The 23,867-nt window shown below is 29.1% G+C and carries 24 protein-coding genes and 7 tRNA genes; 18 read left to right on the plus strand and 13 right to left on the minus strand.

Annotated elements, in window-relative coordinates; genetic code table 11:
- Window positions 1–68: 68 nt before the first annotated feature.
- Complete coding sequence (locus tag BUA86_RS04725) at window positions 69–1,127, minus strand: 3-oxoacyl-ACP synthase III family protein (protein ID WP_072930377.1); 1,059 nt, start codon at window positions 1,125–1,127, stop codon at window positions 69–71.
- Between the two features lie 265 nt (window positions 1,128–1,392).
- On the opposite strand from BUA86_RS04725, the gene BUA86_RS04730 reads away from it, so the two are divergent.
- From BUA86_RS04730 to BUA86_RS04750, 5 genes are all read left to right on the plus strand, one after another.
- Window positions 1,393–1,986 (plus strand): glutathione peroxidase, encoded by a 594-nt coding sequence (locus tag BUA86_RS04730; protein ID WP_072930378.1) that lies wholly within the window; start codon window positions 1,393–1,395, stop codon window positions 1,984–1,986.
- Window positions 1,987–1,991: 5 nt separating this feature from the next.
- The gene (bshB1, locus tag BUA86_RS04735) at window positions 1,992–2,693 is read left to right on the plus strand and encodes a bacillithiol biosynthesis deacetylase BshB1 (protein ID WP_072930379.1); all 702 of its coding nucleotides are present in this window, start codon (window positions 1,992–1,994) and stop codon (window positions 2,691–2,693) included.
- A gap of 110 nt (window positions 2,694–2,803) precedes the next feature.
- Window positions 2,804–2,879 (plus strand) — tRNA-His (locus tag BUA86_RS04740).
- A gap of 44 nt (window positions 2,880–2,923) precedes the next feature.
- Window positions 2,924–2,999 (plus strand) — tRNA-His (locus BUA86_RS04745).
- 44 nt (window positions 3,000–3,043) lie between these two features.
- A tRNA-His gene (locus BUA86_RS04750) sits at window positions 3,044–3,119 on the plus strand.
- A gap of 59 nt (window positions 3,120–3,178) precedes the next feature.
- Here the strand turns inward: BUA86_RS04750 and BUA86_RS04755 are convergent.
- On the minus strand, window positions 3,179–3,778 hold the full coding sequence (locus tag BUA86_RS04755) for a nitroreductase family protein (protein ID WP_072930380.1): 600 nt from the start codon (window positions 3,776–3,778) through the stop codon (window positions 3,179–3,181).
- A gap of 190 nt (window positions 3,779–3,968) precedes the next feature.
- Between BUA86_RS04755 and BUA86_RS04760 the strand changes: the two genes are divergently transcribed.
- Window positions 3,969–4,511 carry a hypothetical protein gene (locus tag BUA86_RS04760; RefSeq protein WP_072930381.1) on the plus strand — a complete coding sequence of 181 codons (543 nt, stop codon included), beginning with the start codon at window positions 3,969–3,971 and terminating at the stop codon, window positions 4,509–4,511.
- Window positions 4,512–4,578: 67 nt separating this feature from the next.
- Here BUA86_RS04760 and BUA86_RS04765 read toward each other — a convergent pair whose 3' ends face one another.
- A complete protein-coding gene (locus BUA86_RS04765; RefSeq protein WP_072930382.1) occupies window positions 4,579–5,598 on the minus strand; it encodes an LLM class flavin-dependent oxidoreductase in 1,020 nt (339 codons plus the stop codon).
- Between the two features lie 138 nt (window positions 5,599–5,736).
- Complete coding sequence (locus BUA86_RS04770; protein ID WP_072930383.1) at window positions 5,737–6,318, minus strand: MiaE family protein; 582 nt, start codon at window positions 6,316–6,318, stop codon at window positions 5,737–5,739.
- A gap of 119 nt (window positions 6,319–6,437) precedes the next feature.
- Here BUA86_RS04770 and BUA86_RS04775 point away from each other — a divergent pair, with 119 nt between their 5' ends.
- Entirely contained in the window at window positions 6,438–7,673 is a 1,236-nt protein-coding gene (locus BUA86_RS04775; protein WP_072930384.1) for a glycosyltransferase, read from the plus strand.
- A 9-nt stretch (window positions 7,674–7,682) separates the two neighbouring features.
- Here the strand turns inward: BUA86_RS04775 and BUA86_RS04780 are convergent, their stop codons facing one another.
- The 7 genes from BUA86_RS04780 to BUA86_RS04810 all read right to left on the minus strand — a co-directional run bounded on the left by BUA86_RS04780 (window position 7,683) and on the right by BUA86_RS04810 (window position 12,460).
- Window positions 7,683–7,949 carry a type II toxin-antitoxin system RelE family toxin gene (locus BUA86_RS04780; RefSeq protein WP_072930385.1) on the minus strand — a complete coding sequence of 89 codons (267 nt, stop codon included), beginning with the start codon at window positions 7,947–7,949 and terminating at the stop codon, window positions 7,683–7,685.
- Entirely contained in the window at window positions 7,949–8,197 is a 249-nt protein-coding gene (locus tag BUA86_RS04785) for a hypothetical protein (RefSeq protein WP_072930386.1), read from the minus strand. Before BUA86_RS04785 ends, BUA86_RS04780 begins: the two co-directional genes overlap by 1 nt.
- Before the next feature lie 154 nt (window positions 8,198–8,351).
- Complete coding sequence (locus tag BUA86_RS04790) at window positions 8,352–8,867, minus strand: hypothetical protein (RefSeq protein WP_072930388.1); 516 nt, start codon at window positions 8,865–8,867, stop codon at window positions 8,352–8,354.
- Window positions 8,868–8,896: 29 nt separating this feature from the next.
- Complete coding sequence (locus BUA86_RS04795; protein ID WP_143147244.1) at window positions 8,897–9,412, minus strand: hypothetical protein; 516 nt, start codon at window positions 9,410–9,412, stop codon at window positions 8,897–8,899.
- 74 nt (window positions 9,413–9,486) lie between these two features.
- Window positions 9,487–10,929: an MBL fold metallo-hydrolase gene (locus BUA86_RS04800; protein WP_072930391.1), complete on the minus strand. Its 1,443-nt coding sequence runs from the start codon at window positions 10,927–10,929 to the stop codon at window positions 9,487–9,489.
- A 137-nt stretch (window positions 10,930–11,066) separates the two neighbouring features.
- Entirely contained in the window at window positions 11,067–11,654 is a 588-nt protein-coding gene (locus tag BUA86_RS04805) for a methyltransferase domain-containing protein (RefSeq protein WP_072930392.1), read from the minus strand.
- A gap of 2 nt (window positions 11,655–11,656) precedes the next feature.
- Window positions 11,657–12,460, minus strand: coding sequence for a sulfite exporter TauE/SafE family protein (locus tag BUA86_RS04810; protein WP_072930393.1), 804 nt, complete (start codon window positions 12,458–12,460; stop codon window positions 11,657–11,659).
- Between the two features lie 325 nt (window positions 12,461–12,785).
- Between BUA86_RS04810 and BUA86_RS04815 the strand changes: the two genes are divergently transcribed.
- From BUA86_RS04815 to BUA86_RS04830, 4 genes are all read left to right on the plus strand, one after another.
- Window positions 12,786–12,858: transfer RNA gene (locus BUA86_RS04815), tRNA-Lys, on the plus strand.
- 97 nt (window positions 12,859–12,955) lie between these two features.
- Window positions 12,956–13,028 (plus strand) — tRNA-Lys (locus BUA86_RS04820).
- Between the two features lie 51 nt (window positions 13,029–13,079).
- A tRNA-Lys gene (locus tag BUA86_RS04825) sits at window positions 13,080–13,152 on the plus strand.
- A 51-nt stretch (window positions 13,153–13,203) separates the two neighbouring features.
- Window positions 13,204–13,276: transfer RNA gene (locus tag BUA86_RS04830), tRNA-Lys, on the plus strand.
- 54 nt (window positions 13,277–13,330) lie between these two features.
- Here the strand turns inward: BUA86_RS04830 and BUA86_RS04835 are convergent.
- Both BUA86_RS04835 and BUA86_RS04840 read right to left on the minus strand, forming a co-directional pair.
- Entirely contained in the window at window positions 13,331–14,047 is a 717-nt protein-coding gene (locus BUA86_RS04835) for a LytR/AlgR family response regulator transcription factor (RefSeq protein ID WP_072930394.1), read from the minus strand.
- A complete protein-coding gene (locus BUA86_RS04840; RefSeq protein ID WP_072930395.1) occupies window positions 14,044–15,120 on the minus strand; it encodes a sensor histidine kinase in 1,077 nt (358 codons plus the stop codon). Before BUA86_RS04840 ends, BUA86_RS04835 begins: the two co-directional genes overlap by 4 nt.
- Before the next feature lie 197 nt (window positions 15,121–15,317).
- Between BUA86_RS04840 and BUA86_RS04845 the strand changes: the two genes are divergently transcribed.
- The 7 genes from BUA86_RS04845 (at window position 15,318) to BUA86_RS04875 (ending at window position 23,867) form a co-directional block, all read left to right on the plus strand.
- Window positions 15,318–15,722 carry a hypothetical protein gene (locus BUA86_RS04845; RefSeq protein ID WP_072930396.1) on the plus strand — a complete coding sequence of 135 codons (405 nt, stop codon included), beginning with the start codon at window positions 15,318–15,320 and terminating at the stop codon, window positions 15,720–15,722.
- A 6-nt stretch (window positions 15,723–15,728) separates the two neighbouring features.
- Window positions 15,729–16,700: a hypothetical protein gene (locus BUA86_RS04850; RefSeq protein ID WP_072930397.1), complete on the plus strand. Its 972-nt coding sequence runs from the start codon at window positions 15,729–15,731 to the stop codon at window positions 16,698–16,700.
- 93 nt (window positions 16,701–16,793) lie between these two features.
- Window positions 16,794–18,596, plus strand: coding sequence for a translational GTPase TypA (gene typA, locus BUA86_RS04855; RefSeq protein ID WP_072930398.1), 1,803 nt, complete (start codon window positions 16,794–16,796; stop codon window positions 18,594–18,596).
- Between the two features lie 178 nt (window positions 18,597–18,774).
- Complete coding sequence (locus tag BUA86_RS04860; RefSeq protein ID WP_072930399.1) at window positions 18,775–20,262, plus strand: hypothetical protein; 1,488 nt, start codon at window positions 18,775–18,777, stop codon at window positions 20,260–20,262.
- Between the two features lie 94 nt (window positions 20,263–20,356).
- On the plus strand, window positions 20,357–21,067 hold the full coding sequence (locus BUA86_RS04865; RefSeq protein WP_072930400.1) for an SMI1/KNR4 family protein: 711 nt from the start codon (window positions 20,357–20,359) through the stop codon (window positions 21,065–21,067).
- Window positions 21,068–21,247: 180 nt separating this feature from the next.
- Window positions 21,248–21,574, plus strand: a complete 327-nt coding sequence (locus BUA86_RS04870) for a hypothetical protein (RefSeq protein ID WP_229731742.1) — start codon at window positions 21,248–21,250, stop codon at window positions 21,572–21,574.
- Window positions 21,575–21,656: 82 nt separating this feature from the next.
- Entirely contained in the window at window positions 21,657–23,867 is a 2,211-nt protein-coding gene (locus tag BUA86_RS04875; protein WP_083580303.1) for a histidine kinase, read from the plus strand.

A 23,867-nucleotide genomic window follows, 5' to 3' on the forward strand; every position in this document is an offset into this window, starting at 1 on the left:
AAGTTCTTAATTCTTAAGTTCTTAATTCTTAATTCTTAAGTTCTTAATTCTTAATTCTTAAGTTCTGATTAAAATTGGTAAACAATTGCATTAATATTCATTCCTGCACCAACAGAAGCAAATAATACAACGTCACCTTTCTTAATTTCATGATCGCATAACTCGTTATTCATAATCATTGCTAATAAAGAAGGTATTGTTGCCACACTACTGTTTCCTAATTTCTCAATTACCATTGGCATAATATCCTTTGGCATTGGAACATTATATAAATCGAAAAAGCGTTTTACAATTGCTTCGTCCATTTTCTCGTTTGCTTGATGAATAATAATTTTACTCAAATCTTTAATATCATATCCACTCTCATCAAAACATTTTTTCATTGCTGTTGGTACATTAGAAAGGGCAAATTCGTAAATTTTTCTTCCTATCATTTTAATGTACTTCACATCTGGACAACTTTCAGTATTGTATGATTTTCCAAAGAAAAGATAATCTTTTTCAGTTAATGTATAAGATGCAGATAAATGCGACTTAAGTCCTTCCTCACCATTATGTATTTCTAAAATTGCCGCTCCTGCTCCATCTGCATAAATCATGGTATCTCTATCATGCATGTCTACAACACGTGATAAAGTTTCTGCACCAATAACTAAACAGCGTTTTGCTATTCCAGCTTTTATAAATGCATTGGCTTGTATTACTCCTTCAACCCAACCAGGACATCCGAATAATAAATCATAAGCAACGCAGAAATTATTCTTTATTTGTAATAAATGTTTTACTCTAGAAGCAAGACTTGGCACCATATCCGATTGAATAGTATCGTGCTTTACGTCTCCAAAGTTATGCGCAAAAATAATGTAGTCTAATGTTTCAGGATCAATTCCAGCATTCTCAATCGCTCTTTGTGCAGCAATAAAAGCCAAATCAGATGCTGTTTGGTTTTTATTCGCATAACGTCTTTCTTCAATTCCTGTAATTTCTTTTAATTTTACAGCAATTGTTTCATTATTCTGTTTTAATGTAACTCCTCTTTCATCAAGAAAATGATGTTCTTCAAAGAATACATTGGTAATTGTTTCTGAAGGAATGTAATTTCCAACTCCTATAATTTTGCTTGTCATTTATCCGTACTTCTTATTATCCATCCTCATACAATAAAGGACTTTATTGAATTATGGCATAAATATAAAATTTATATACTTCTTTATTGCACAATTAAGTATTATTTCGTTGTAAAATTTATTTTTTAATAAATTAATAGAAACCATTTTTATAAATATTTAAAATTAAACATCATTTTTTATTGATTTAATTTACTTGATATTTTTAAATTCTTTAATGAAAATATTGAATCAGATTGTTTAAATTTGTTTAAAATAAAGCACAATGAAATACTTAATAATTGGATTTTTAGGTTTGTTTATGGCTTGTAATGGTCAAGAAACAAAAAAGACTGTTTCTAAAAAACAAACAACACAACAAACTAAAACACCGCAAAAAATGAAAACTATTTATAATTATACTTTTAAAGATATTAACGATGAAGATTTTAGCTTCGCAGATCTTAAAGGTAAAAAAATCTTAATTCTAAATACGGCTTCTAAATGTGGATATACACCACAATATGATGCGTTAGAAAAACTTTATCAAGAATACAAAGATCAAAACTTTGTTATTATTGGTTTTCCTTCTGATAATTTTGGAGGTCAGGAATTTGACAATAACGAAGAAATTGCAACTTTCTGTAAATTAAATTATGGTGTAACTTTCCCACTAATGTCGAAAAGTGATGTTATTGGAAATAATCAGAATGAAGTATTTAAGTTTTTAACAAAGAAAGCCATTAACGGAAAATCGGACAATGATGTAAAATGGAATTTCACAAAATTCTTAATTAATGAAGATGGAACATTAGAAGCTTCTTATCCTTCAAAAGTAACACCCGATTCAAAAGAAATTATAGATTGGTTAAATAAATAATAAGAATGAAATTAGATATTCTTGCAATTGGTGCACATCCTGATGATGTAGAATTAGGATGTTCTGGTACACTTGCAAAAGAAATAAAGAATGGGAAAACTATTGGTATTCTCGATTTAACAAAAGGTGAATTAGGTACTCGTGGAACAGACGAAACACGACGACTTGAAGCCGATGAGGCAAAAAATATTTTAGGTGTTGCTGTAAGAGAAAATCTTGGTATTCCTGATAGTTTTTTCTTAAATGATAAAGAAAATCAATTAAAAATAATTGAGGTTATACGTAAGTATCAACCAGATGTTATTTTGAGTAATGCTCCGCATGATCGTCATCCTGATCACGGAAAAGCTTCTGATTTGGTAAATAATGCTATTTTCTTATCTGGATTACCAAAAATAGAAAACGGTTTACCAGCTTGGCGACCAAAAAAACATTTCCATTATATACAATGGTTACCATTAGAACCGCACTTTGTTGTTGACATTTCTGGTTTTCTTGATGTAAAGGTTGAAGCTTGTATGGCGTATAAAACGCAATTCTTCGATCCAAATTCAAGTGAGCCTCAAACACCAATTTCATCTAAAAACTTCACAGATTCTATTCAATATAGAGCATATGATTTAGGAAGATTAATTGGAACTGAAGCCGGAGAAGGTTTTATCTCTAGAAGTTACATCGGCGTAAACAATTTAGATTCTTTAATTTAGAAATAAAGGTTGAAAAAACCTTTATTTTTTTATTAAATTTATTTGCAAGTACCGATTAATAGGCTATATTTGCAATCCAATTGAGAGATATTTAATTTATCTCTAAAAATGGTGATTGTAGCTCAGTTGGTTAGAGCGCCGGATTGTGGTTCCGGAGGTCGTGGGTTCGAGACCCATCATTCACCCCTAAAACTTTAGAATTTAGTTTTAAAAGAAAATTCACTTCAAATGGTGATTGTAGCTCAGTTGGTTAGAGCGCCGGATTGTGGTTCCGGAGGTCGTGGGTTCGAGACCCATCATTCACCCTAAAAACTTTAGAATTTAGTTTTAAAAGAAAATTCATTCCAAATGGTGATTGTAGCTCAGTTGGTTAGAGCGCCGGATTGTGGTTCCGGAGGTCGTGGGTTCGAAACCCATCATTCACCCAGAAATAAAAACTCTCAATGCAAATTGAGAGTTTTTTGTTTTATGTGTAAACCTATATTTTATATAAGCTTTGTTATTTCTTCTTTTGATAAACGTAATTTTGGATTTAAACTTGGTTGATTAAAATCGTCTTTATCTTTATATCCTACTGCAACAGCTACGACTGTTTTATATCCTTCTAAGTTTAAAGATTTGTCGTAATTCTCTTTTTCTAAACCTTCCATCGGAGTACTATCTAAATCTAAACTAGAACAAGCAGAAATAAAAAATCCTAATGCAATGTAAATTTGATTTTCGAACCAAGCTTTAATTTCAGCTTCGTCTTTATCCTTAATTTTTTGATTGTAATAATCTATATGTCCTTGCGATAAGTTTTCATGTAATTGCTTCTCAAATATTTTGATATCGTCTATTCTTGTAAAAACAACCAACAAACTTGCATCTTTTATTTTTTGAGTATTATGAAAAGAAATTTCAGCTAGTTTACTTTTAATTTCTTCATCTTCTATAAAAAGAAATTTCCAAGGTTGACTATTAATAGACGAAGGACTTAATCGTATAATTTCTCTTAATTCTTCTATTTTGTCTTGGCTAATTTTTTTTGTTGAATCGTAATTCTTTGTTGCGTATCTGCTTTGGGCTAAATCTAAAAAACTCATCTTCTTATATTTTGTTTTTATTAAAGATATAAATATTATTCAATTGATTGATAAGCAATTTTTAATTCTGTTCTTTCAAATTTTCTTAGTTAACTTTTATTAAAAAATAGTTTAAAAACCTTATTATGTTTCTACAATACAATTTAATATCTTTGATTTAAACATTTATTAATTATATAAATTATTGACAATGATAACTAAAAACTTAAATGTAATTCTTATTCTATTTTTTCAGATGATGAGTTTAACTGCATTCTCTCAGAAAAAAGCTGAATTAAACTCTTTATTGGATAAAAATAATGAATTTGTTTTTCCACAAACAGCAAGCAAAATCTCTAAAGCTTTAAACACTAAAACTGTTTATTATGAAGATGCAAATGATGAAAAATATGCAAAATGGCTTCCTAAATCTGGATTAGAAGTATACTGTAGTATAGGAAATGATGATGTAGTTAATGAGATATTTTTTGATGTAGCAGATGATAAAGTTTCAATAATCGAAGGATTACCTTACAATCTTGCATTAAATAAAACTACTTTACAAGAGAGTAAAACTAAATTTAAAAAATACAATGCTGAGCACGAAAAATTAGGAGAGGATACTTCTTTTTCTGGAGGTTCAAAATTAATTTTCAAAAATGGAAAGTATTACACAACATTAATTTTTGATAATAAAGATTTATTAAAATTTATTGGTATAACAACAGAACTTGTTCCTGCCGGAGCTGGTTAAAACTGAAAAATAAAATAGGGAATAAATTAAATATTTATTCCCTATTTGTTTCTATATACTTATAATACTATCTTACTTTAGGCGCAATATCTTTTCCAAAAATCTCGATAGATTTCATCATATCTAAATGGCTTGGCGCACCAACATCCATGTGAGCAGAAAAGCGTGTTAATCCAAATAATTCTTTGTATTTTAAAATCTTTTCTATTGCCAATTCTTTATCACCAACTACTAAGTGACCATTTGTTGAACGACCAAAATCAAATTGTGGACGAGAATATTTAGGCCATCCTCTACTCGCTCCTATTCTATTCATTTGTGCACCATAAATTGGGAAATAATCATCGGCTACTTTCTCATTATCATCACCAAAAAATGAATGCATGTGTACACCTATTTGCATTTTACTTTCATCATGCCCATTATCTACATAAGCTTGTTTATAAACTTCGAATAATGGAATAAAATTAGCTGGATCTCCACCTATAATCGCAAAAATAATAGGTAAACCTAATTTTCCTGCACGAATAACAGAAGAAGTTGTTCCGCCAACTGCTACCCAAATAGGAAGTTTATCTTGAACTGGTCTTGGATAAACAGTTTGATTGATTAATGGCATTTTAAAATTACCTTTCCAGTTTACAACCTCATCATTATTTAATGTTAATAATAAGCGAAGCTTTTCATCAAACAACGCATCATATTCACTTAAATCATACCCAAAAAGTGGAAAAGACTCAATAAAAGAACCTCTACCCGCCATAATTTCTGCACGACCATTTGAAAGATTATCAACAGAAGAAAAATCTTGAAACAATTTTACTGGATCTGCAGAACTGATAACAGAAACTGCACTTCCTAATTTTATATTTTTTGTTACTGTAGATAAAGCAGCTAAAATAATTTCTGGAGAAGAAACGGCATAATCTGGACGATGGTGTTCTCCTATTCCAAAGAAATCTAGACCTATTTCGTCCATTAATTTTACTTCTTCTATAATCTCAGCCATTCGTTGCTGAGGAGTTTGTACATATCCTGTTTTTTCGTTGATGTGAACATCTCCAAACATTCCTATTCCTAATTCCATACTGTAAAAGATTTAATTCAAAATTAGAGCTAATTATCTATAAAAATATTAACATAGGATATGAAAAAAAAGAAACCATCAAACGAAAAATTTCATTTGATGGTTTCCTATATCGATCAATAAAAATATTAATTATTTTTATCCGTGAATTGCTTCTTTATTTCCGTAAGATTGAATTAAATTTCCTTCAAAATCTAACCATTCTTTCCAGCGTTTATCAACATCAACATCTGTAGAAAGTTGACGTGCGAAATTTAAAAAAGTAGTATAATGATTCGCTTCAGAAACCATTAAATCATAATAGAATTTTGATAATTCCTCATCGTTAATATTCTGAGATAAAACTCTAAAACGTTCACAACTTCTTGCTTCTATCATAGCTGCAAATAGTAAACGATCTACAAAAGCCATATTACGAGAACCATCTTTACGACAGAATTTCATTAATTGACCAACATAATCATCTTTACGTTCGCGCCCCAAAGTATAACCACGCTGCTGAATAATTTCAACAACCATTTTAAAATGTTGCATTTCCTCAATCGCTATATCAGACATTTCCTGAATAAAAGCATCATGTTCAGAATTATAAGCAATCATTGTAATTGCATTGGTTGCAGCTTTTTGCTCGCACCAAGCATGATCCGTTAAAATTTCTTCTAAATTTCTTTCAGCAATATCTGCCCAACGTGGGTCTGTTAATAATTTTAATCCTAACATTTCTCAAAAATTCTAAAGTGTAAATTTACGAATTATAATTTGTTTAATGAAGTTGAATTATTTTCTTGCTATTCTTATAATGTATTAGAATTAACTTTAAAAACTATTAATTTTGCAAGATGAAAAAACTATTAATCATCGGACAAGTTTGGCCAGAACCAACTTCATCTGCTGCAGGTACAAGAATGATTCAGTTAATTGATTGTTTCAAAAAAACTGAATTTGAAATTACATTTGCTTGTGCTGCATCTAAATCTGATTTTAGTTTTGATTTAAAATCAAAAAATGTTAGTGAAGTAGAAATTAAACTAAACGATGAAAGTTTTAATCAGTTTATAAAAGACTTAAATCCAGCAATTGTTCTATTTGATCGTTTTATGATAGAAGAACAATACAGTTGGCGTGTTAACCAAGAATGTCCAAATGCTTTGAAAATATTGGATACGGAGGATCTACATTTTTTGAGAAATGCGCGACAGTCTGCTTCTAAAAAAGGAATTGATTTTACAAACGAATTATTATTTTCCGATTTAGCAAAGCGTGAAATTGCATCTATTCTACGTTCTGATTTATCTTTAATTATCTCTAAAAAAGAAATAGAAATACTTGAGAAGGAATTTAAAATAGACGAAAGCTTATTATATTATCTTCCATTTTTAGAGGAAAACATTTCTGAAGAAAAAGTAAAATCTTGGAAAAAATTTGAAGAAAGAAAACATTTTATGTTTATCGGAAATTTTATTCACGAGCCTAACTATAATTGTGTACAGGTTTTAAAAAGTGAAATATGGCCTATTCTTCGTAAAAAATTACCCAAAGCCGAATTACATATTTACGGGGCATATCCCACTCAAAAAGTTTTGCAATTAAATAATCCTACAGAACGTTTTTTTGTAAAAGGAAGAGCTGAAAATGCGCAAGAAACCATGAGCTTATATAAAGTTTTATTAGCTCCTATTCAATTTGGTGCTGGTGTAAAAGGAAAATTCGTAGACGCTATGCAAACAGGAACACCAAATATTACGACAAAAATTGGTGCAGAAGCAATGCAAGAAAATTTAAATTGGAATGGTTACATTGCAAATGACACAGAAGATTTTATAGAAAAAGCGTGTTTATTATATGAAAATGAAAAACAATGGGAAGATGCTCAAAATAATGGGATTGAAATTTTGAACAGTCATTATAATAGACATTTATTTGAAGATAAATTTCTAGAAAAAATTAATGATTTGGAACAAAATTTAATACCTCATCGAAACCATAACTTTATTGGTCAAATTTTGCAACATCATACAAATCAAAGTACAAAATACATGTCACTTTGGATAGAACAAAAGAATAAGATTAGTTGAACCTATATTTTAAGGAAATACTTTATAAATATCATTCCTTTTTACAAATCGTGCTAATTCAATCGTATTATCATCTTTATACATTCCTATTCTATAATCTCCTATTCTAAATCTATAAGCAGTAGAATATCCTTTTAATTTCTTAAGGTTAGGAATCTCATCTATATTTTCCGATTTTTCAATTTCTTCGATAAATTCCTTGATTTTTATTTTCAATTTTTTATCGTTGATTTTTTTTATATCGGTTAGAAAACTTCGTAAAAAAATTACTTCCATCAATCTAAAGCATTCATTATTTCTTCACGACTAACGACATCGTCTCTATCAGACTGCTGCATAAGAAGTAATAATCCTAAATCTTCTTTTTCGTCATCAGATAAAGACTTCAAACGTTCTTTTTCTTTATGTTCAACATAAAAAGATACGGCTTTTTCCATAACAGATTTTACACTTATTTCTTCAAAAGCAGATATTAATTTTAGTTTTGTTAGAAGCTTTTCATCTATATCTATATTTTTTCTCATTTCATAATGCTTTATATTACAAATATATAAAATTCACATATTACATACAATATACACAAAACACATTATATACATTACACGTAAAACTTGCACGTAATATTTAAAAAGAAAAAGATAGATGAAAAGTAATTGAGGTAATTAAATAACTTAGTTGTTACTGCGGTATGACAATGTTATTGATGATATAATCTGTATTTTCTTTTGAAACTTTAAGAAAGTCTTCATTTCCGAAATTCACAACTTGATAAATGAAGTTTTTAGATTTAAATACATTAAACTGTAAATATACTGTTGATTCTAACTCTTCGTTGTAATAACTAATTTGTTTTTGGAAATTCTCTTGTCCTTTTTTATTCTTAAACAATTTTGGAGCAAAAGATTTAAATTGTGGAAATCCTGAATAATTCGCTATACATATATCCATATACGATTGTAAATCACTTGACACATTTGATATCTTTAATTCGTCAAGATTTTCTATAATAACAAATCCATAAGAATGCATTTCTTCATTCTGCCATTGTACAGTAGCATAATCATTTGTTCCAACGGCACGACTATAACCTGCTGGCAAATTTACAGAGAAAGATTCTGCTCCAATTAAAGAAGATTGAGCATTTGTAATAGCTACTAATACAAAAGCAATAATTACTAAAAACTTGAATTTCATTTTAAATGTGTTAATTTATTATACAATTCTTATTCATCAACTTTAAAGCTGTTAACTATATTTACAAAATCGTTTTTCATGATTTCTTTTTCGTTAAAGCCACAATATTGAATAATTTGATAAATATAATCTTTTGTTTCTATTACGGTTTGTAAAAAGTAAATATGACCTAATTCTTCATCACTTGTTTCAAATTCTGTATACGCATAATTAAAACCTCTTTCGTAAGCTATATAGGGTTTTTTGATATACTTAAAACCTTCTCTTGCTGTGTAAGGCTCAATAGAATTTAATGTATAGTCGATTATATCTAAATTAGCTTGAGCTAGTTTTAATTCATCTTTATGCTCAAAAATTAAAAAACCGTAAGCGTTTGGTTTTGGCGATTTACTCTCAAATTGTAAAGTAGCGTAATCATTAAGACCTATTGTGCGTTCAAAATTTTGTGGCAATGTTACTCCAAAAGCCTCTGCACCATATACTTTATGTTGAGCAAAAACAGCTGAATACATTAAAACACAAAAGATGAATATTATTTTTTTCATGAACTAATTGTTTATTGGCGATAAAAAAAGCCTCGATTTCTCAAGGCTATAACGTTATTTATTGATTAAAATTGTTAGTTAGTTGAACAAGAATTTGGCTGTTCTGATTGACAAGCAGAAACACCTTCTTCTATCTTTACCCCTTCAACTTCTTTTATTTTACCAAAACCTCCAGCTACTTCAATTAAATTCTCGTAACCGCGTGCACGTAAAATAGATGTAAATATCATAGAACGGTATCCACCAGCACAATGTACAAGATATGTTTCTTCTGGATCGATTAATTTCATAGATTCATTAATAAAATCTAAAGGTGCAGAAGTTGCTCCAACTACGTGTGCAGATGAAAATTCTCCTGGTTTACGTACATCAAGTACTTTTAGTTCTGTTTCATCTACTAATTCAACAAACTCTTCTGGTGAAATAGAAACTATTTCATCAAAATCTTTTTCTGCATCTATCCAAGATTGGAATCCATTTGCTAAATAACCAATTACGTTATCATACCCTACTCGAGCTAAACGTGTTACTGCTTCATCTTCTGAACCAGCATCAGCAATTAATAAAATTGGTTGTTTAATATCTGTAATTAAAGTTCCTACCCATGGCGCAAAATTTCCTTTAATTCCTATGTTAATAGAACCAGGAATAAATCCTGCAGCAAAAGTTTGAGGATCCCTTACATCTAATATTAAAGCGCTTGTTTCTTCTACTACTTGTATAAATTCATCTGGTGATAATGCATGATTAGCACGTTCTTTTATAACGTCTAATGATTCTACTCCCATTTTATTCATCATTACATTTTCTGGAAAATAAAATGGTGGAGGTAATAATCCTGAAGTTAATTCTGTAATAAATTCCTCTTTTGTCATTTTAGGATTAAGAGCATAATTTACCTCTTTTTGATGTCCTAATGTATCAAAAGTTTCTTTACTCATATTCTTTCCACATGCAGAACCTGCTCCATGAGCTGGATACACAATAACATCATCTGCTAAAGGCATTATTTTTGAGTGTAAAGAATCGTATAAAAATCCTGCTAATTTTTCTTGAGTTAAATCTGAATTTAATTTTTGTGCTAAATCTGGACGCCCAACATCTCCAATAAACAAAGTATCTCCAGAGAAAATAGCATAATCTTTACCATTTTCATCTTTTAAAAGATAAGTTGTACTTTCCATTGTATGTCCTGGCGTATGTAAAGCAGTAATTGTAATATTTCCTAACTTAAAAACCTCATTATCTGTTGCAATGTGTGCATCGAAATTAGGTTCTGCCGTTGGTCCATACACAATTGTTGCACCAGTTTTCTTTGCCAAATCTACATGACCAGAAACGAAATCTGCATGAAAATGTGTTTCAAAAATATATTTGATTTTAGCATTATCTTTTTCTGCTTGATCAATGTAAGATTGTGTTTCTCTTAATGGATCTATAATTGCTACTTCTCCGTTGTTTTCTATATAATAAGCACCTTGCGCTAAGCATCCGGTGTAAATTTGTTCAATTTTCATAAAAATGAATTTAGGTTGTAAAAGTACAAATAATAAAATTTAGATTTTTCTGTAAAAGAATTAAACTGATATTTTTCTTCTATTTAAAGTCAAATAATATTGATAATTACAGTTTAATTTATGAATAAAATCATAGATTATTTGCTTTTCTTTTTTAAATTTATAAATAGTTCATTTCCTGCTCTTGGCGGGATAGAATTGTAACATTCTTCTATTGTTTTATAATCAAAATAATCTTTAAAATAGGTATCATATTCTGTTTTACTTCCTCCAAATGGAGGAGATTGGTTTTCAAAATCTCGATTAAATAAAACGCCAACTAACTTACCGTCATCAGAAAGTAATTCGTTTATTTTTTCGCTGTAATTATTTCTCAATTTTGGATCTAATGCGCAAAAAAAGGTTTGTTCTAGAATTAAATCAAATTCTCCTTCTAGTTTAAAAAAATCTTGGTGTATAACCTGTATATTAGGATTATTTTGAAATTTATTCTTGATATTATTTACGACAATTTCTGAAATATCAATTAATGTGACATTTGTAAATCCATTTGCTAAGAGGTATTCTGCTTCGTAAGCATTACCGCAACCTGGGATTAGAATTTTGATTGTTTTATTTTCGAGTTGATCAACATATTCTTTAAGAGGTGTTGAAGGTGATTTCAAATCCCAACCTGTCTCATTATTAATATATCTATCGTTCCAAAAGGCTTCGTCTAATTTCATATTTATTGAATAATAAATTCTTCTATAAACATAAATATAGCCATTAAAATAATAAAAATAGCAAAAGTTCTTTTTAAGAATTTTATAGGTAGAAATTTATTAATGTAAGTTCCTACTAAAATTCCTAACATAGATATTCCTATGAAAATACTTAAAAATGCCCAGTCTATTTTAATATGTAAAGCATCTCCTATAAAAAATCCGATTAAAGAGTTTATGGCAATAATAACAAGCGAAGTTGCAGAAGCCTCTCTCATATTTAATTTTGCAACCATCATTAAAGCAGGGACAATTAAAAAACCTCCACCTGCTCCTACCATTCCAGTAAGTCCGCCAATTAAAAACCCTTGAATTAGTAATACGGGGTTAAATTTTGAACTATTGTGTTCAATTTCTACTTCCTTCTTCCCTTTTAACATAGATATTGCTGCAAATACCATTAAGAAAGCAAATAAACCAAACATTGCCATTCGTCTAGTAACAAAGAAATCACCTATAGAAAATAACTCACTAGGTAGAGCGGGAATTAGAAATGCTCTTACCATAGTAATTCCGATAACTGCAGGAAAACCAAATTGAAAAACAACTTTCCAATCTACCATTTTTTGTAAAGCTTGTCTTATTCCTCCTATAAGACCAGTACTTCCTACGATACAAAGAGAATAAGCTGTTGCTATTTTTTCATCGAAGTGAAAGATATAAGCAAGAATAGGAACTGCTAATATAGAACCTCCTCCACCAAGAACTCCCATAATGAGTCCGATGAAAAAAGCACCTACAAAACCAAAAAACTCTATAATATCCATAACTTCTGCTTGCTACAAATCTATAAGAAAAATGATTCATTAAACAATTGAACTATTCTAAAAGAAAGTCGTATTTTATATAAAAGCCCACTAATTCAATAGACGAATTATTATTTAAATATTTTCTCCATAAAGTTCAAAAAAGAATCATCATTAAAATATTAAATTTTACAAATTATACAAAAATACCGTATCCTACTTTAAAAAAGAATGAATTTTAAGTTATTAAAATCTAAAGATTTAATTAAAAATATACAAAAAACTTACAAAAAGGTTTGTTAATTTAGTATTAAAGAACCTATATTTGCACTCGATTTAAGGAACTGACCTGGTAGCTCAGTTGGTAGAGCACAACACTTTTAATGTTGGGGTCCTGGGTTCGAGCCCCAGCCAGGTCACTTAGTCAAAACGTTCTTTTTTATAGAAAAAAAATAAAAACGTCTTTCGTTTTGTAAACTCAGATATAATCGTATATTTGCAGTCCGAAAAAACGGAGACCTGGTAGCTCAGTTGGTAGAGCACAACACTTTTAATGTTGGGGTCCTGGGTTCGAGCCCCAGCCAGGTCACAAACTTCAAGTTATTAAGAAGTATAAAAAAAATAACACTCCATAAACGGAGACCTGGTAGCTCAGTTGGTAGAGCACAACACTTTTAATGTTGGGGTCCTGGGTTCGAGCCCCAGCCAGGTCACAAACTTCAAGTTATTGAGAAGTATAAAAACGATAACACTCCATAAACGGAGACCTGGTAGCTCAGTTGGTAGAGCACAACACTTTTAATGTTGGGGTCCTGGGTTCGAGCCCCAGCCAGGTCACAAGAAGCCAAACAGAAATGTTTGGCTTTTTTTATGTTATAACATTTATTCGTTTTACCCGAATAAGCCTTTCGAATATTTTGAAATAAATTCTGTACGATAAACTTCACCCATAGGAATTTCGAATTCATTAATATAAATAGTATGATTATCAAAAGAGTTTACAAACTTTGAATTGATGATATAAGATTTACTAACTCTTAAAAAATCATCAGAAATAATCTTTTGGTGAATTGTTTTTAAATTCATTGCTGTAATCAACTTCTTTGTAGTTGTATAGATTACTACATAATCCTTTAAACCTTCGATGAATAAAATTTCTGAGAAACTTATTTTATAAAATTTTCTGTCAGCTTTTATCAATAAAAAATCTTCATCGTTTTCTTCAACAATACTCTTCTCTATTTTATTAGAAAGTAATCCATTATAAAATACAGCTTTATTTATTGCTTTTTCTAACCGTTTTTTATCAATTGGTTTTAATAAATAGTCGATTGCATCTAATTCATAACTATGTATCGCATATTGTGAATAAGCTGTTGTGAAAATTATTAAACTATTTTTAGATACACTTTGCGCAAATTCTAATCCATTAATTAAAGGCATTTCTATATCCAAAAAAATAATATTTGGTTCTGTTGTCTCTAAAAACTGGAGAGCTAAAGTTGCATTTGCAAATGTTCCTAGAATTTCTAAATCGGAAACTTCCTTTATTAAAGAAATCATTTCTTCTCTCGCCAAAGGCTCATCATCTATTATAATACAATTCATATTGGTATTATTAAACTAACAGTATATTCGGTATTTGTAAAGTTAATATCTAGTGTACACATTTTACCGTACAACAATTCTAACCTTCTTTTTATGTTAGGAAGTCCTAAACCTGCAAATTTCTTGTCAGAAACAATATAATTAGGATCTACAGAATTACGACAAATAAAATACAATTGCTTTTCTTTTATCGAAATATCTACATGCACAAAAGTTGGATCCCCTTGCACATTTACACTATGTTTTATTGCATTTTCCACAAATGTTGTAAATAAATTTGGAGGAATATAAGTAGAATTCAGAATCCTTGAATCTACTCCACTATCAATACTTACATTTAAGTTTTCTTGGCGAATTTTTTCTAAGTCTAAAAAGTTAGATAGAAATTTAATTTCAGATGACACAGAAGTTTTTTCTTCGTTGTTTTCATATAACTGATAACGTAAAAATTCTGAAAGTTTCATAATAACAACAGTTGCTATCTCAGGATCTTTTCTAATTAACGCTTTTACATTATTTAGCATATTAAACAAAAAATGAGGATTGATTTGATTTTTCAATTCATTTATCTCCATTAAAAATGTCAAATTCTTTAATTCTGAAATTTGTCGATTATCCTCCACCCATTTCTGAAATAACTTTAATGTTGTTGTCATCATAATAATAGGTGCAACAACAAGAAAAGCTTCATAATATCCTCTAATTTTATCTCTTATTTGTTCAGCATGTACAATTCTATGACTCTCAAAAAAATGTTTTAATGTTTCACCTATAATGTTTATTCCTAAAAAAACTAGAATCGTTAATAATAATAAATACAAAATATAATATCCTTTGAAGAAAAATTGAGGAACTAAAAAATAAATATTTATATAAACTTTTGCAACAAATATGACGAATAATAGAAAAATCGCATAATATCTATATACTCCATCATAACTTAAAGAGAAAGTAGAATTATAGACAATCAATAAAAAACCGAATAAAAATAATATATGTCGTAAAAATCTAAATTTCTTATCGACAAGAAAATTGATGATTTTTTGATTTTTTGACTGCAATAACGAATTCATTTTCCTTATAATCTATGTAATAAAACAAAGATAATTGATTAAGACAATACATATTTAAAGATTATACCAATCCTCATTTTTATTATACATATCCATTTTTACCATTTCGTATAAAAAAATATACCGTTGGTATAAAAAAAAGTTAGAACAGCTTTATAATACTTTTCTTAGCATATTATATATAAAGGTAAACCGCTATGAGTTTAAAAAATTTTAATGATTGGGTAACAAAATTAAACCTTCTCGATTTTTCATCGGTAGAGAAAGAAAATAAAATTATTCAAATAACAGATCTTAATCGTTTTATTGAATGTTATGATCCGTCATTGGAAATTATAGATTGTATCAATTACGATTTTTGTATTATCGGAAAGAATAATCTTGAAAAAGAAGTTATACTAACAGACATTTCTAATGTTAATAATACAATCGAAAAATCAAGAAATAAAAACAAAGAGTCGTGGTTTGTTTTGGTTAATGATAAATTAGATGCGGCATTAAAATCAATTATAAAAACTATTGAAGATCATCAGATCAATAAAAATTACGACAAGGTATTCGTATTTAATTTTTTCCAATCAAGTATTTACGAAATCAAATAAAAAGTAATGCATCATAACAAATACAAAGCAATTCCATTTCTATTGCTTTTACTATTTACGCAATCATTCGCGCAAAAGAAAGATAGTGTTCAGAAAAAAGCTGTTGCTTTTATTGCTGATAAATTTCCTTCAACACGCGTATTAAATGTAGAATATACAGGACTAACACCTTATAACTTTTCTCAAAAATTAGAAAATAACGATTATAATTTACCAGAAGGTAAGGTGAAAGATTTTCAACAAATAAAGGCAAATGCCAACTTGTATTTCTTTAAAAAAGATAAATGGACTATATCTACAGCGCTTAATTATAAATTTACGACTGCAAACATAGAAACAGTAAATTCATCTTTTCAAGATATAAAACAAAACTTTCATTATCATTCCGAAGCTATAACTGCTAGTCATATTTCTAAATTATGGAATAAAATGGCCATTTATACAGCTACAGTTTCTGTGGATGGAAATGAGAATAGTTTTGAAAGATTTCGAAGTTTACTAACTGGTAGTATAATGTTAAAAGCAAATGAGAGAACTAAATTACTTGTAGGATTAGCTGTTATTGTAGATCCAAGCGCACAAATACCAGCCGTTCCACTTATTTCTTATGAACATAAATTTAGAAATGGTTGGATAGCAGATATTATACTTCCTAAAAGAGTTATGATGAAGAAAGATATTTTTAATAACGGAAGAATTTCTCTTGGTAGTGAAATGGATGTGACTTCTTTTTACTTTAATCGCTCAAATAAAACATTTGAATATAGACAAACCGAAATTAATAGTGGCGCAATGTATGAGCATCGAATTGGCGCTTTCATTGGAACTGTAAAAACAGGATTACGTAGTATTCCCACAGCAAGAATTTTTGAAAAAGGTGAATCTTTTAATGATTATTTATATGAAGCAAAACCAAAATCGTCTTTCTATTTTAATTTCGGTATCTCATACAACCCTTTTGGTAATAAAAAACGATAAATAATCAGCGTTTGTTGCGATTTCATTAAATTAAATAAAATCTATAGTAATTAAAAATAATTTATCGTAAATTCGCACCCATAAATTTCAAGGATGCAAAACATTAGAAATATTGCGATTATCGCACACGTTGACCACGGAAAAACGACGTTGGTTGATAAAATTCTTCACTCAACAAACGTTTTCAGAGAAAACCAAGAGTCAGGTGAATTAATCATGGATAACAATGATATCGAACGTGAAAGAGGGATTACTATCTTCTCTAAAAATGCTTCGGTAGAGTACAAAGGTGTAAAAATCAATGTTATCGACACTCCTGGCCACGCCGATTTTGGTGGTGAAGTTGAGCGTGTGTTGAAAATGGCTGATGGTGTTATCTTATTAGTAGATGCTTTTGAGGGACCAATGCCTCAAACTCGTTTCGTATTAGGAAAAGCATTAGAATTAGGTTTAAAACCATTAGTAGTAATTAACAAAGTTGATAAAGAAAACTGTCGTCCTGACGAAGTTTACGATAAAGTATTCGAATTATTCTTCAACTTAGATGCTACAGAAGAGCAATTAGATTTCCCTGCATTCTACGGTTCTTCTAAACAAGGATGGTTTAATACAGAAAATGTTCCTACAGAAAATATCTTACCTTTAATGGATGGTATTTTAGAGCACGTTCCTGCTCCAGAAGCAAAAGAAGGTGATTTACAAATGCAAATTACTTCTTTAGATTATTCTAAATTCTTAGGACGTATTGCTGTAGGTAAAGTTACTCGTGGAGAAATTAAAGAAGGTGATTGGATTGCTTTAGCAAAACCAGACGGTTCTTTCAAAAAACATAAAGTAAAAGAATTATATACATTCACAGGTTTAGGAAAAGTAAAAGCTACAGAAGTAAAAGCTGGAGATATTTGTGCTGTTGTTGGTATTGACGGTTTCCAAATTGGAGATACTATTGCAGATGCAGAAAACCCAGAAGCGTTACCTGTAATGCATATTGACGAACCTACAATGAACATGTCTTTCGGAATTAACAACTCTCCATTCTTTGGTAAAGATGGTAAATTTGTTACTTCTCGTCACTTAGTAGATCGTTTAACAGACGAGTTAGAGCGTAACTTAGCTTTACGTGTAGAACCAACAGAAGATTCTAATACACAATTAGTTTACGGACGTGGTATTATGCACTTATCTGTATTAATTGAAACTATGCGTCGTGAAGGATATGAGTTAACTGTTGGGCAACCACAAGTTATCTTTAAAGAAATTGACGGTGAAAAATGTGAACCATACGAAACATTAGTAATTGATGTTCCTGATGATTATTCTTCTAAAGCGATCGATTTAGTAACTCAACGTAAAGGTGATTTATTAGTAATGGAAGCTAAAGAAGGAATGCAACATTTAGAATTCGAAATTCCATCTCGTGGATTAATCGGTTTACGTTCTTTAATGTTAACTTCTACTGCAGGTGAAGCTGTAATGGCTCATAACTTCTTAGCATACAAACCATTTAAAGGTGCTATTGCTGGACGTTCTGCTGGTGTTATCATTTCTAAAGATCAAGGTACATCGACTCCTTACTCTATTGATAAATTACAAGATCGTGGAAAATTCTTTATCGCTCCTGGTGAAGAGGTTTACGAAGGTATGATTATCGGAGAGCACTCTCGTAATAATGATTTAGTTGTAAACGTAGTTGAGGCTAAAAAATTAAATAACATTCGTGCAGCTGGTAAAGATGATTCATCTTCTATTGCTCCAAAAACAGAAATGACTTTGGAAGAATGTATGGAATATATCCAAGGTGATGAGTGTATTGAGGTTACTCCTAACTTCATCCGTCTACGTAAAATTCACTTAAAAGAGAATGACCGTAAACGTTACGAAAAAACAATGGGATAATTAAAATCGTTTTAGATTTTATTCTATATAATAAAAACCAGCAGCAAAATTATTTGTTGCTGGTTTTTTATTTACAATAGTTTCTTTCATTCCCAATAAAATATAGCTGATAGCGGGGATTGTTTTATTCTTCAACTCTTTTTAATATTGAGTGATATGATGAATAAGAATTCGGGGCATGAAAATAATAATATTTAGTTTCTTTTTTGTGTTAACTTCAATCACAGGTTGTACGCAAGAAAAGAAAGATAACTCCACATTAGTTTCTTCAAAAAACAAAATGGTAAATAGTATTCCTTTTCTAACAAAACAAAAGGATTTTATCTATGTTGATAAAACGAGTTTAAAACCTTTGACTTCTCAAAAGTTTATTAATGCATCAACATTCACTCCTACTGGTTTTGCAACTGTTGAGAATGAAAAAAATGAATATGCAATTATAGATGAAAACGGAAAAATAGTTTTAGATTTTTCTCCTCAAACAATTAGTTTAGATGTTGTAAATGGACTCACATTTTATAAAAAAGAAATAGAATATGAAAAGAAAATGCCAATTTGGAAATGGGATTGGAATATTTTAGGAGGTGATATCGAAAAAGAACAAACCTATCATAAAGTAGAAATTGGAGTTTTAGAAAGTAAACAAATTTTACTAAATGAAGATATCCCTTATTTAGATGATTATTTTTATCTAAACTTTATATCTGTAAATGAAAATCATGTTTATTGGAATGGAACGCTTTATGAAATTAAAAAATCCCGTTTAAATAAAATTGATAATGATATTGTAGAGTTATTAGAGAATAGTCGTTTTATTAAAGAATCAAATAAAACCTACTCTATATACGAACTGAATAATAAAAAAGCAATTCATAACGGATTAAATGGGATTGAAACACTTTCAATTCAATTCGGTAAAGAAACCATTACACTAAATGCTATTAATAAGGAGCGTTATGAACCAGAAGTTCCAAAATTATTAATAGACAATAAAACGAATAACATCTACGCTTTTCCTCAATATGAAAAGGTATTTCCTAAACAGATTAGGAAAGCAACATCTTCTCAAATTGATTTCATTAAAAAAACTTCTTTGATTTATTCTATCACTAATTCACCCTATTTTTTATTGGGCGTTTTTGATTACGATGATGATGTTTGGGCTTTTGATTGGTTATATATTGATACTAAAGGAAATGTTGTAGACAATATTGATACATATAATTTTAAAGTTTTAGATCAGATTGGCTATTTAGTATGGCCAGATGCTAAAATGATTATACCTCATCAATATATTGAGAAAAATTGGAAAGTTGGAAAAATAAATTCCTACGAAGGCATGAATAATTTATATATTATTCGTGTTGAAGATGTTTCAAAAAAATTAAGAATGAAAGGTTTATGGAACAAGGAAAAAAATACTTGGGAAATAAAACCCGAATATTATGCTATTACTGTCTTAGATGCAGAAAAAGAAATCTATGCTCTGCAGAAAGAAGAAAATAGCTTATACACACTTTATGATAATAAAAATAAAAAAAATATAGGATCAAAATCTTATAAATCTATTAATTCTGAAGGATTAGTAAATGTGAAACTCAATTCAGGAGAGGATATTTATTATTATATTGATATATATTCTGGAAAGGAATACAAAGAAAATTAACTGATAGAAATAGATTTAAAAGATGAAATTAAACAAAAAATAAATTTTGAAAAATCTAAGAATATTTAAAAAATTATTTAAAAATCACACGAAAATGAACATATTACAAGATTTAGAAGAAGAATTTGGTTTTGTTTATCCAGAAATTTATAAACAATTGTATCATCATAAAATGTTAGATTGGGGAGAAACATCTCTTAACTGGATTGGTAAAACATTTCCTAAGCTACAAGAGAATCCTCCTTTTTTACTATACAGCTATGATTTTGAGTTAATAAATCCAAAAGATATTCTGGAATCAATTAAAGAACTTAAAACAGATGCAGAAAATGGAGAGATAAAACTTGATTATAAATATATTCCTTTTGGAAAAACTGCTGGTGGTGATTTATATGTTTTTCAAATCGATTTAGAAATAAATAATGATATTCCTATCGTATTTCTTCCACATGATGAAGATAGCGCAGAGATTTTGGCAAAAAATTTACAAGACTTTACTTTTAGACAATTGCTAGAATCTTTAACAGAAATAGATGAGTATTCTACGTTTTATAATCAGGATGAAAAGCAGTTAAAAGCTAATTTAATTGCGCAATTAAAAACCCACGAATCATATTTAAAACCTCATTGGATAGGTATTTTAAAAGAAATATACTCCAAAGATATTTTTAAATATTCTTACGATTTACCAAATGGTTCTAAAGAAGAAGGAGAAGGTTTATTAACTTTTAATGAATTGGATAGTCTTTTAGAAAAAGAAATAGGGTTTAATAATTTAAATGAGAGTTATCAATTTAGACCATAAAAAAGTTGAAATTGATTGTTTACAAAAGAGATTAAATAGGGATTTGAATAAAAAGTTGAACAAGAAAATATGAAACAATTTTTTGTGCTTTCATCATTGATACTAATATTGCTGATAATTTTAAATTGTGAAAAAACAAAGTTTCCAAATAATTTAAAAAATACGCAATGGATTATTGATATGGGAGGACTTATTACTCCAGATGGAGAAAAAACTTATTATCTATCTAAAAGAGATAAGACTGCATTCATTTATAATTTTCATGCAATCGATTTTTTAGATGATAAAAACTTTAAAAGTTACGATAGTTGGGAATGTGGGAACGATTGTTTTACAGCAATATTTGGTACGTATTATTTTACCAAATCTAATCAAATCCAATTAAAGGTTGATAGCATTACATCATCTGGTACATGCATGTCACCTACTCAAATTTTTAAGCCATCTAAGGTGATAACTTTTAATTTATCAAAAGAAAAAACACAATTAAAGCTAACAAAAAAATAGCTTTATTGCGCACATAGTTCTGTCATCAATTAATTAACTATTTAATTATATTTACTTTCTTTAATACATTAAAAATAAAGTTTTGCTACACAGGTTATTATTTATATTTACTTTACTCATTTGTTCTGTTTTTGTTAAAGCACAAGATGTTTTAAGCAAATTAGAAAAGGAATATTATAATAACTCCAACAAAGTAACAGAGCAGTTAAACATAGCTCCTAAATACGCAAAAGCACTTTATTTTAATAATTTAAAATCAAAATCCTATCAAATATTAGCAACCAATATTTCTATAGCGACAAAAGAAACAGACGGAAAATACGCCACTATTTTATATGCTGTACAAGCGATGAATTATCGTCTTGATAATAAAGAAACCGAAGCTTTAAAAAGCTTGAACATGGCAAAAACCTATAGTTCAAAAACAAAAAACAATGAAGCAAAAGGATATTTTGAATATGCAAATGGTTGGATTTTAATACGAAATAATAAAACAGCAGATGCTGTTGCTTCTTATTTAAAAGCTATTAGATATTATGAAAATTCTCCTACGACTTCTACTCTATATGGTCGATTTGCAAATACCGTTAAAGAATTATCTACCATTTATTCTAACTTAAATGAATATGATTTAGAAGAAAAATATAGTAAACAATTTCTGTTATTAGCTTCTAAACAAAATGATCCAAACCTTATTTTTGATTCTTATATGAGAATGGGTTATATGTATGAACAAAAATATGTTCAAAATCCATCTAAGATCAATCTAAGAAACAAAGTAGAAAATTACTATTTACAAGCTATTACTACTTTTAATAGAAATGAAACTGCTATGCTTAGCAAAAGTAGTTTATCCTATGCAGCCATTAATCTAGCTAATTTATACAGTGATTTTGATAGGGATAAAGCGATGAAATATGCGCTCTTAGCAAATAATATTAGTTTAGAAACTGGCGAAGCTATTCATATCGCTTCCTCTTTTGGAATTTTAGCTGACTTGGCAATACAAAATAAAGAATATGATTTAGCTAAATCTTACTTTCTAAAAGCTGCAATGGAGATAGAAAAAAGTCCCGTAAGAGATCATAATATAGAATTATCAATTCTTGAATCTTTATCTCAAATTAGCGAAGAACAAGGTAATTATAAAGAAGCATTAGCTTACTACAAGAGTTATGTTGACAAATATAAAAGCCTCTATGATCAGGAAAAGTTAGATATTACCAAACGATTAGAGTCTCAATTTGAAAAAGAAAGACAAGAACAAAAATATATAAAACTGCAATTAGAAAGTGATAAAAAAGCACAACAAATTAAGTTAATAAATATACTTAGAACACAACGTGAACAGGTTTATAATAATCTGAAATTAGTTGAAGAAAATCAACGAGAGCGACTAAAATTCTCCGAACTTAACTCAGAGAAAAAAGAACAACAACTTCGTTTAGCTAAGTTAGAAACTCTACAAAAGAATAATGATATTGATAACTATAAAAAGTTATTAGCCTACAAAGAAAAAATAAGTAAATACTATATTGCTTTTATTGTTTTCTCTATTGCTCTTATCATTTTATTACTATATGCGTATAAACAACGTGCAAACTCTATGAGACAAAGAGATGAGTTACACGCATTAGCAATTGAGAAAGAAAAACAAAACTCAAAAATATCGACACTTACAGCATTACTCGAAGGGCAAGAGCAAGAACGTGGTCGCTTGGCACGTGATCTTCATGATGGTTTAGGAGGATTACTTTCGGGAACTAAATTGCAGTTGTCTTATTTAAATCCAACTAATTCAGAAAATATACAAGAAGGTATTTCAAAATCTATCAACCAAATAGACGGAGCTGTAGAAGAGTTAAGACGTGTTGCACATAATTTAATGCCCGATTTATTACTGAAATATAGTTTAGAAGTAGCCATCCAAGAATTTGCTTCTCGTATGTCTAATAATGCACTCGATATACACACGGAGTTTATTAATTATAGTAATTCTATATCAAAAGAAAAGCAATTGCTTTTGTATAGAATTATTCAAGAATTGGTTAATAATACGATAAAACACGCACAAGCTTCCGAAATTATTATCCAGATAAGTGAAGAAGAAAATACCTTAAACCTAATTATAGAAGATAATGGTAAAGGTTTTAATCAAGAAAATTTAGATGTAAGGAAAACTGCTGGTTTTCATAACATAGAATCAAGAGTACAATTTTTAAAAGGAACAATGAATATTATTTCCGAATTAAATATTGGTACAAGTATAGAACTTCAAATTCCTATTCAATAA

The sequence above is a fragment of the Chishuiella changwenlii genome, from assembly GCF_900142565.1.
Classification (GTDB): Bacteria; Bacteroidota; Bacteroidia; order Flavobacteriales; family Weeksellaceae; genus Empedobacter; species Empedobacter changwenlii.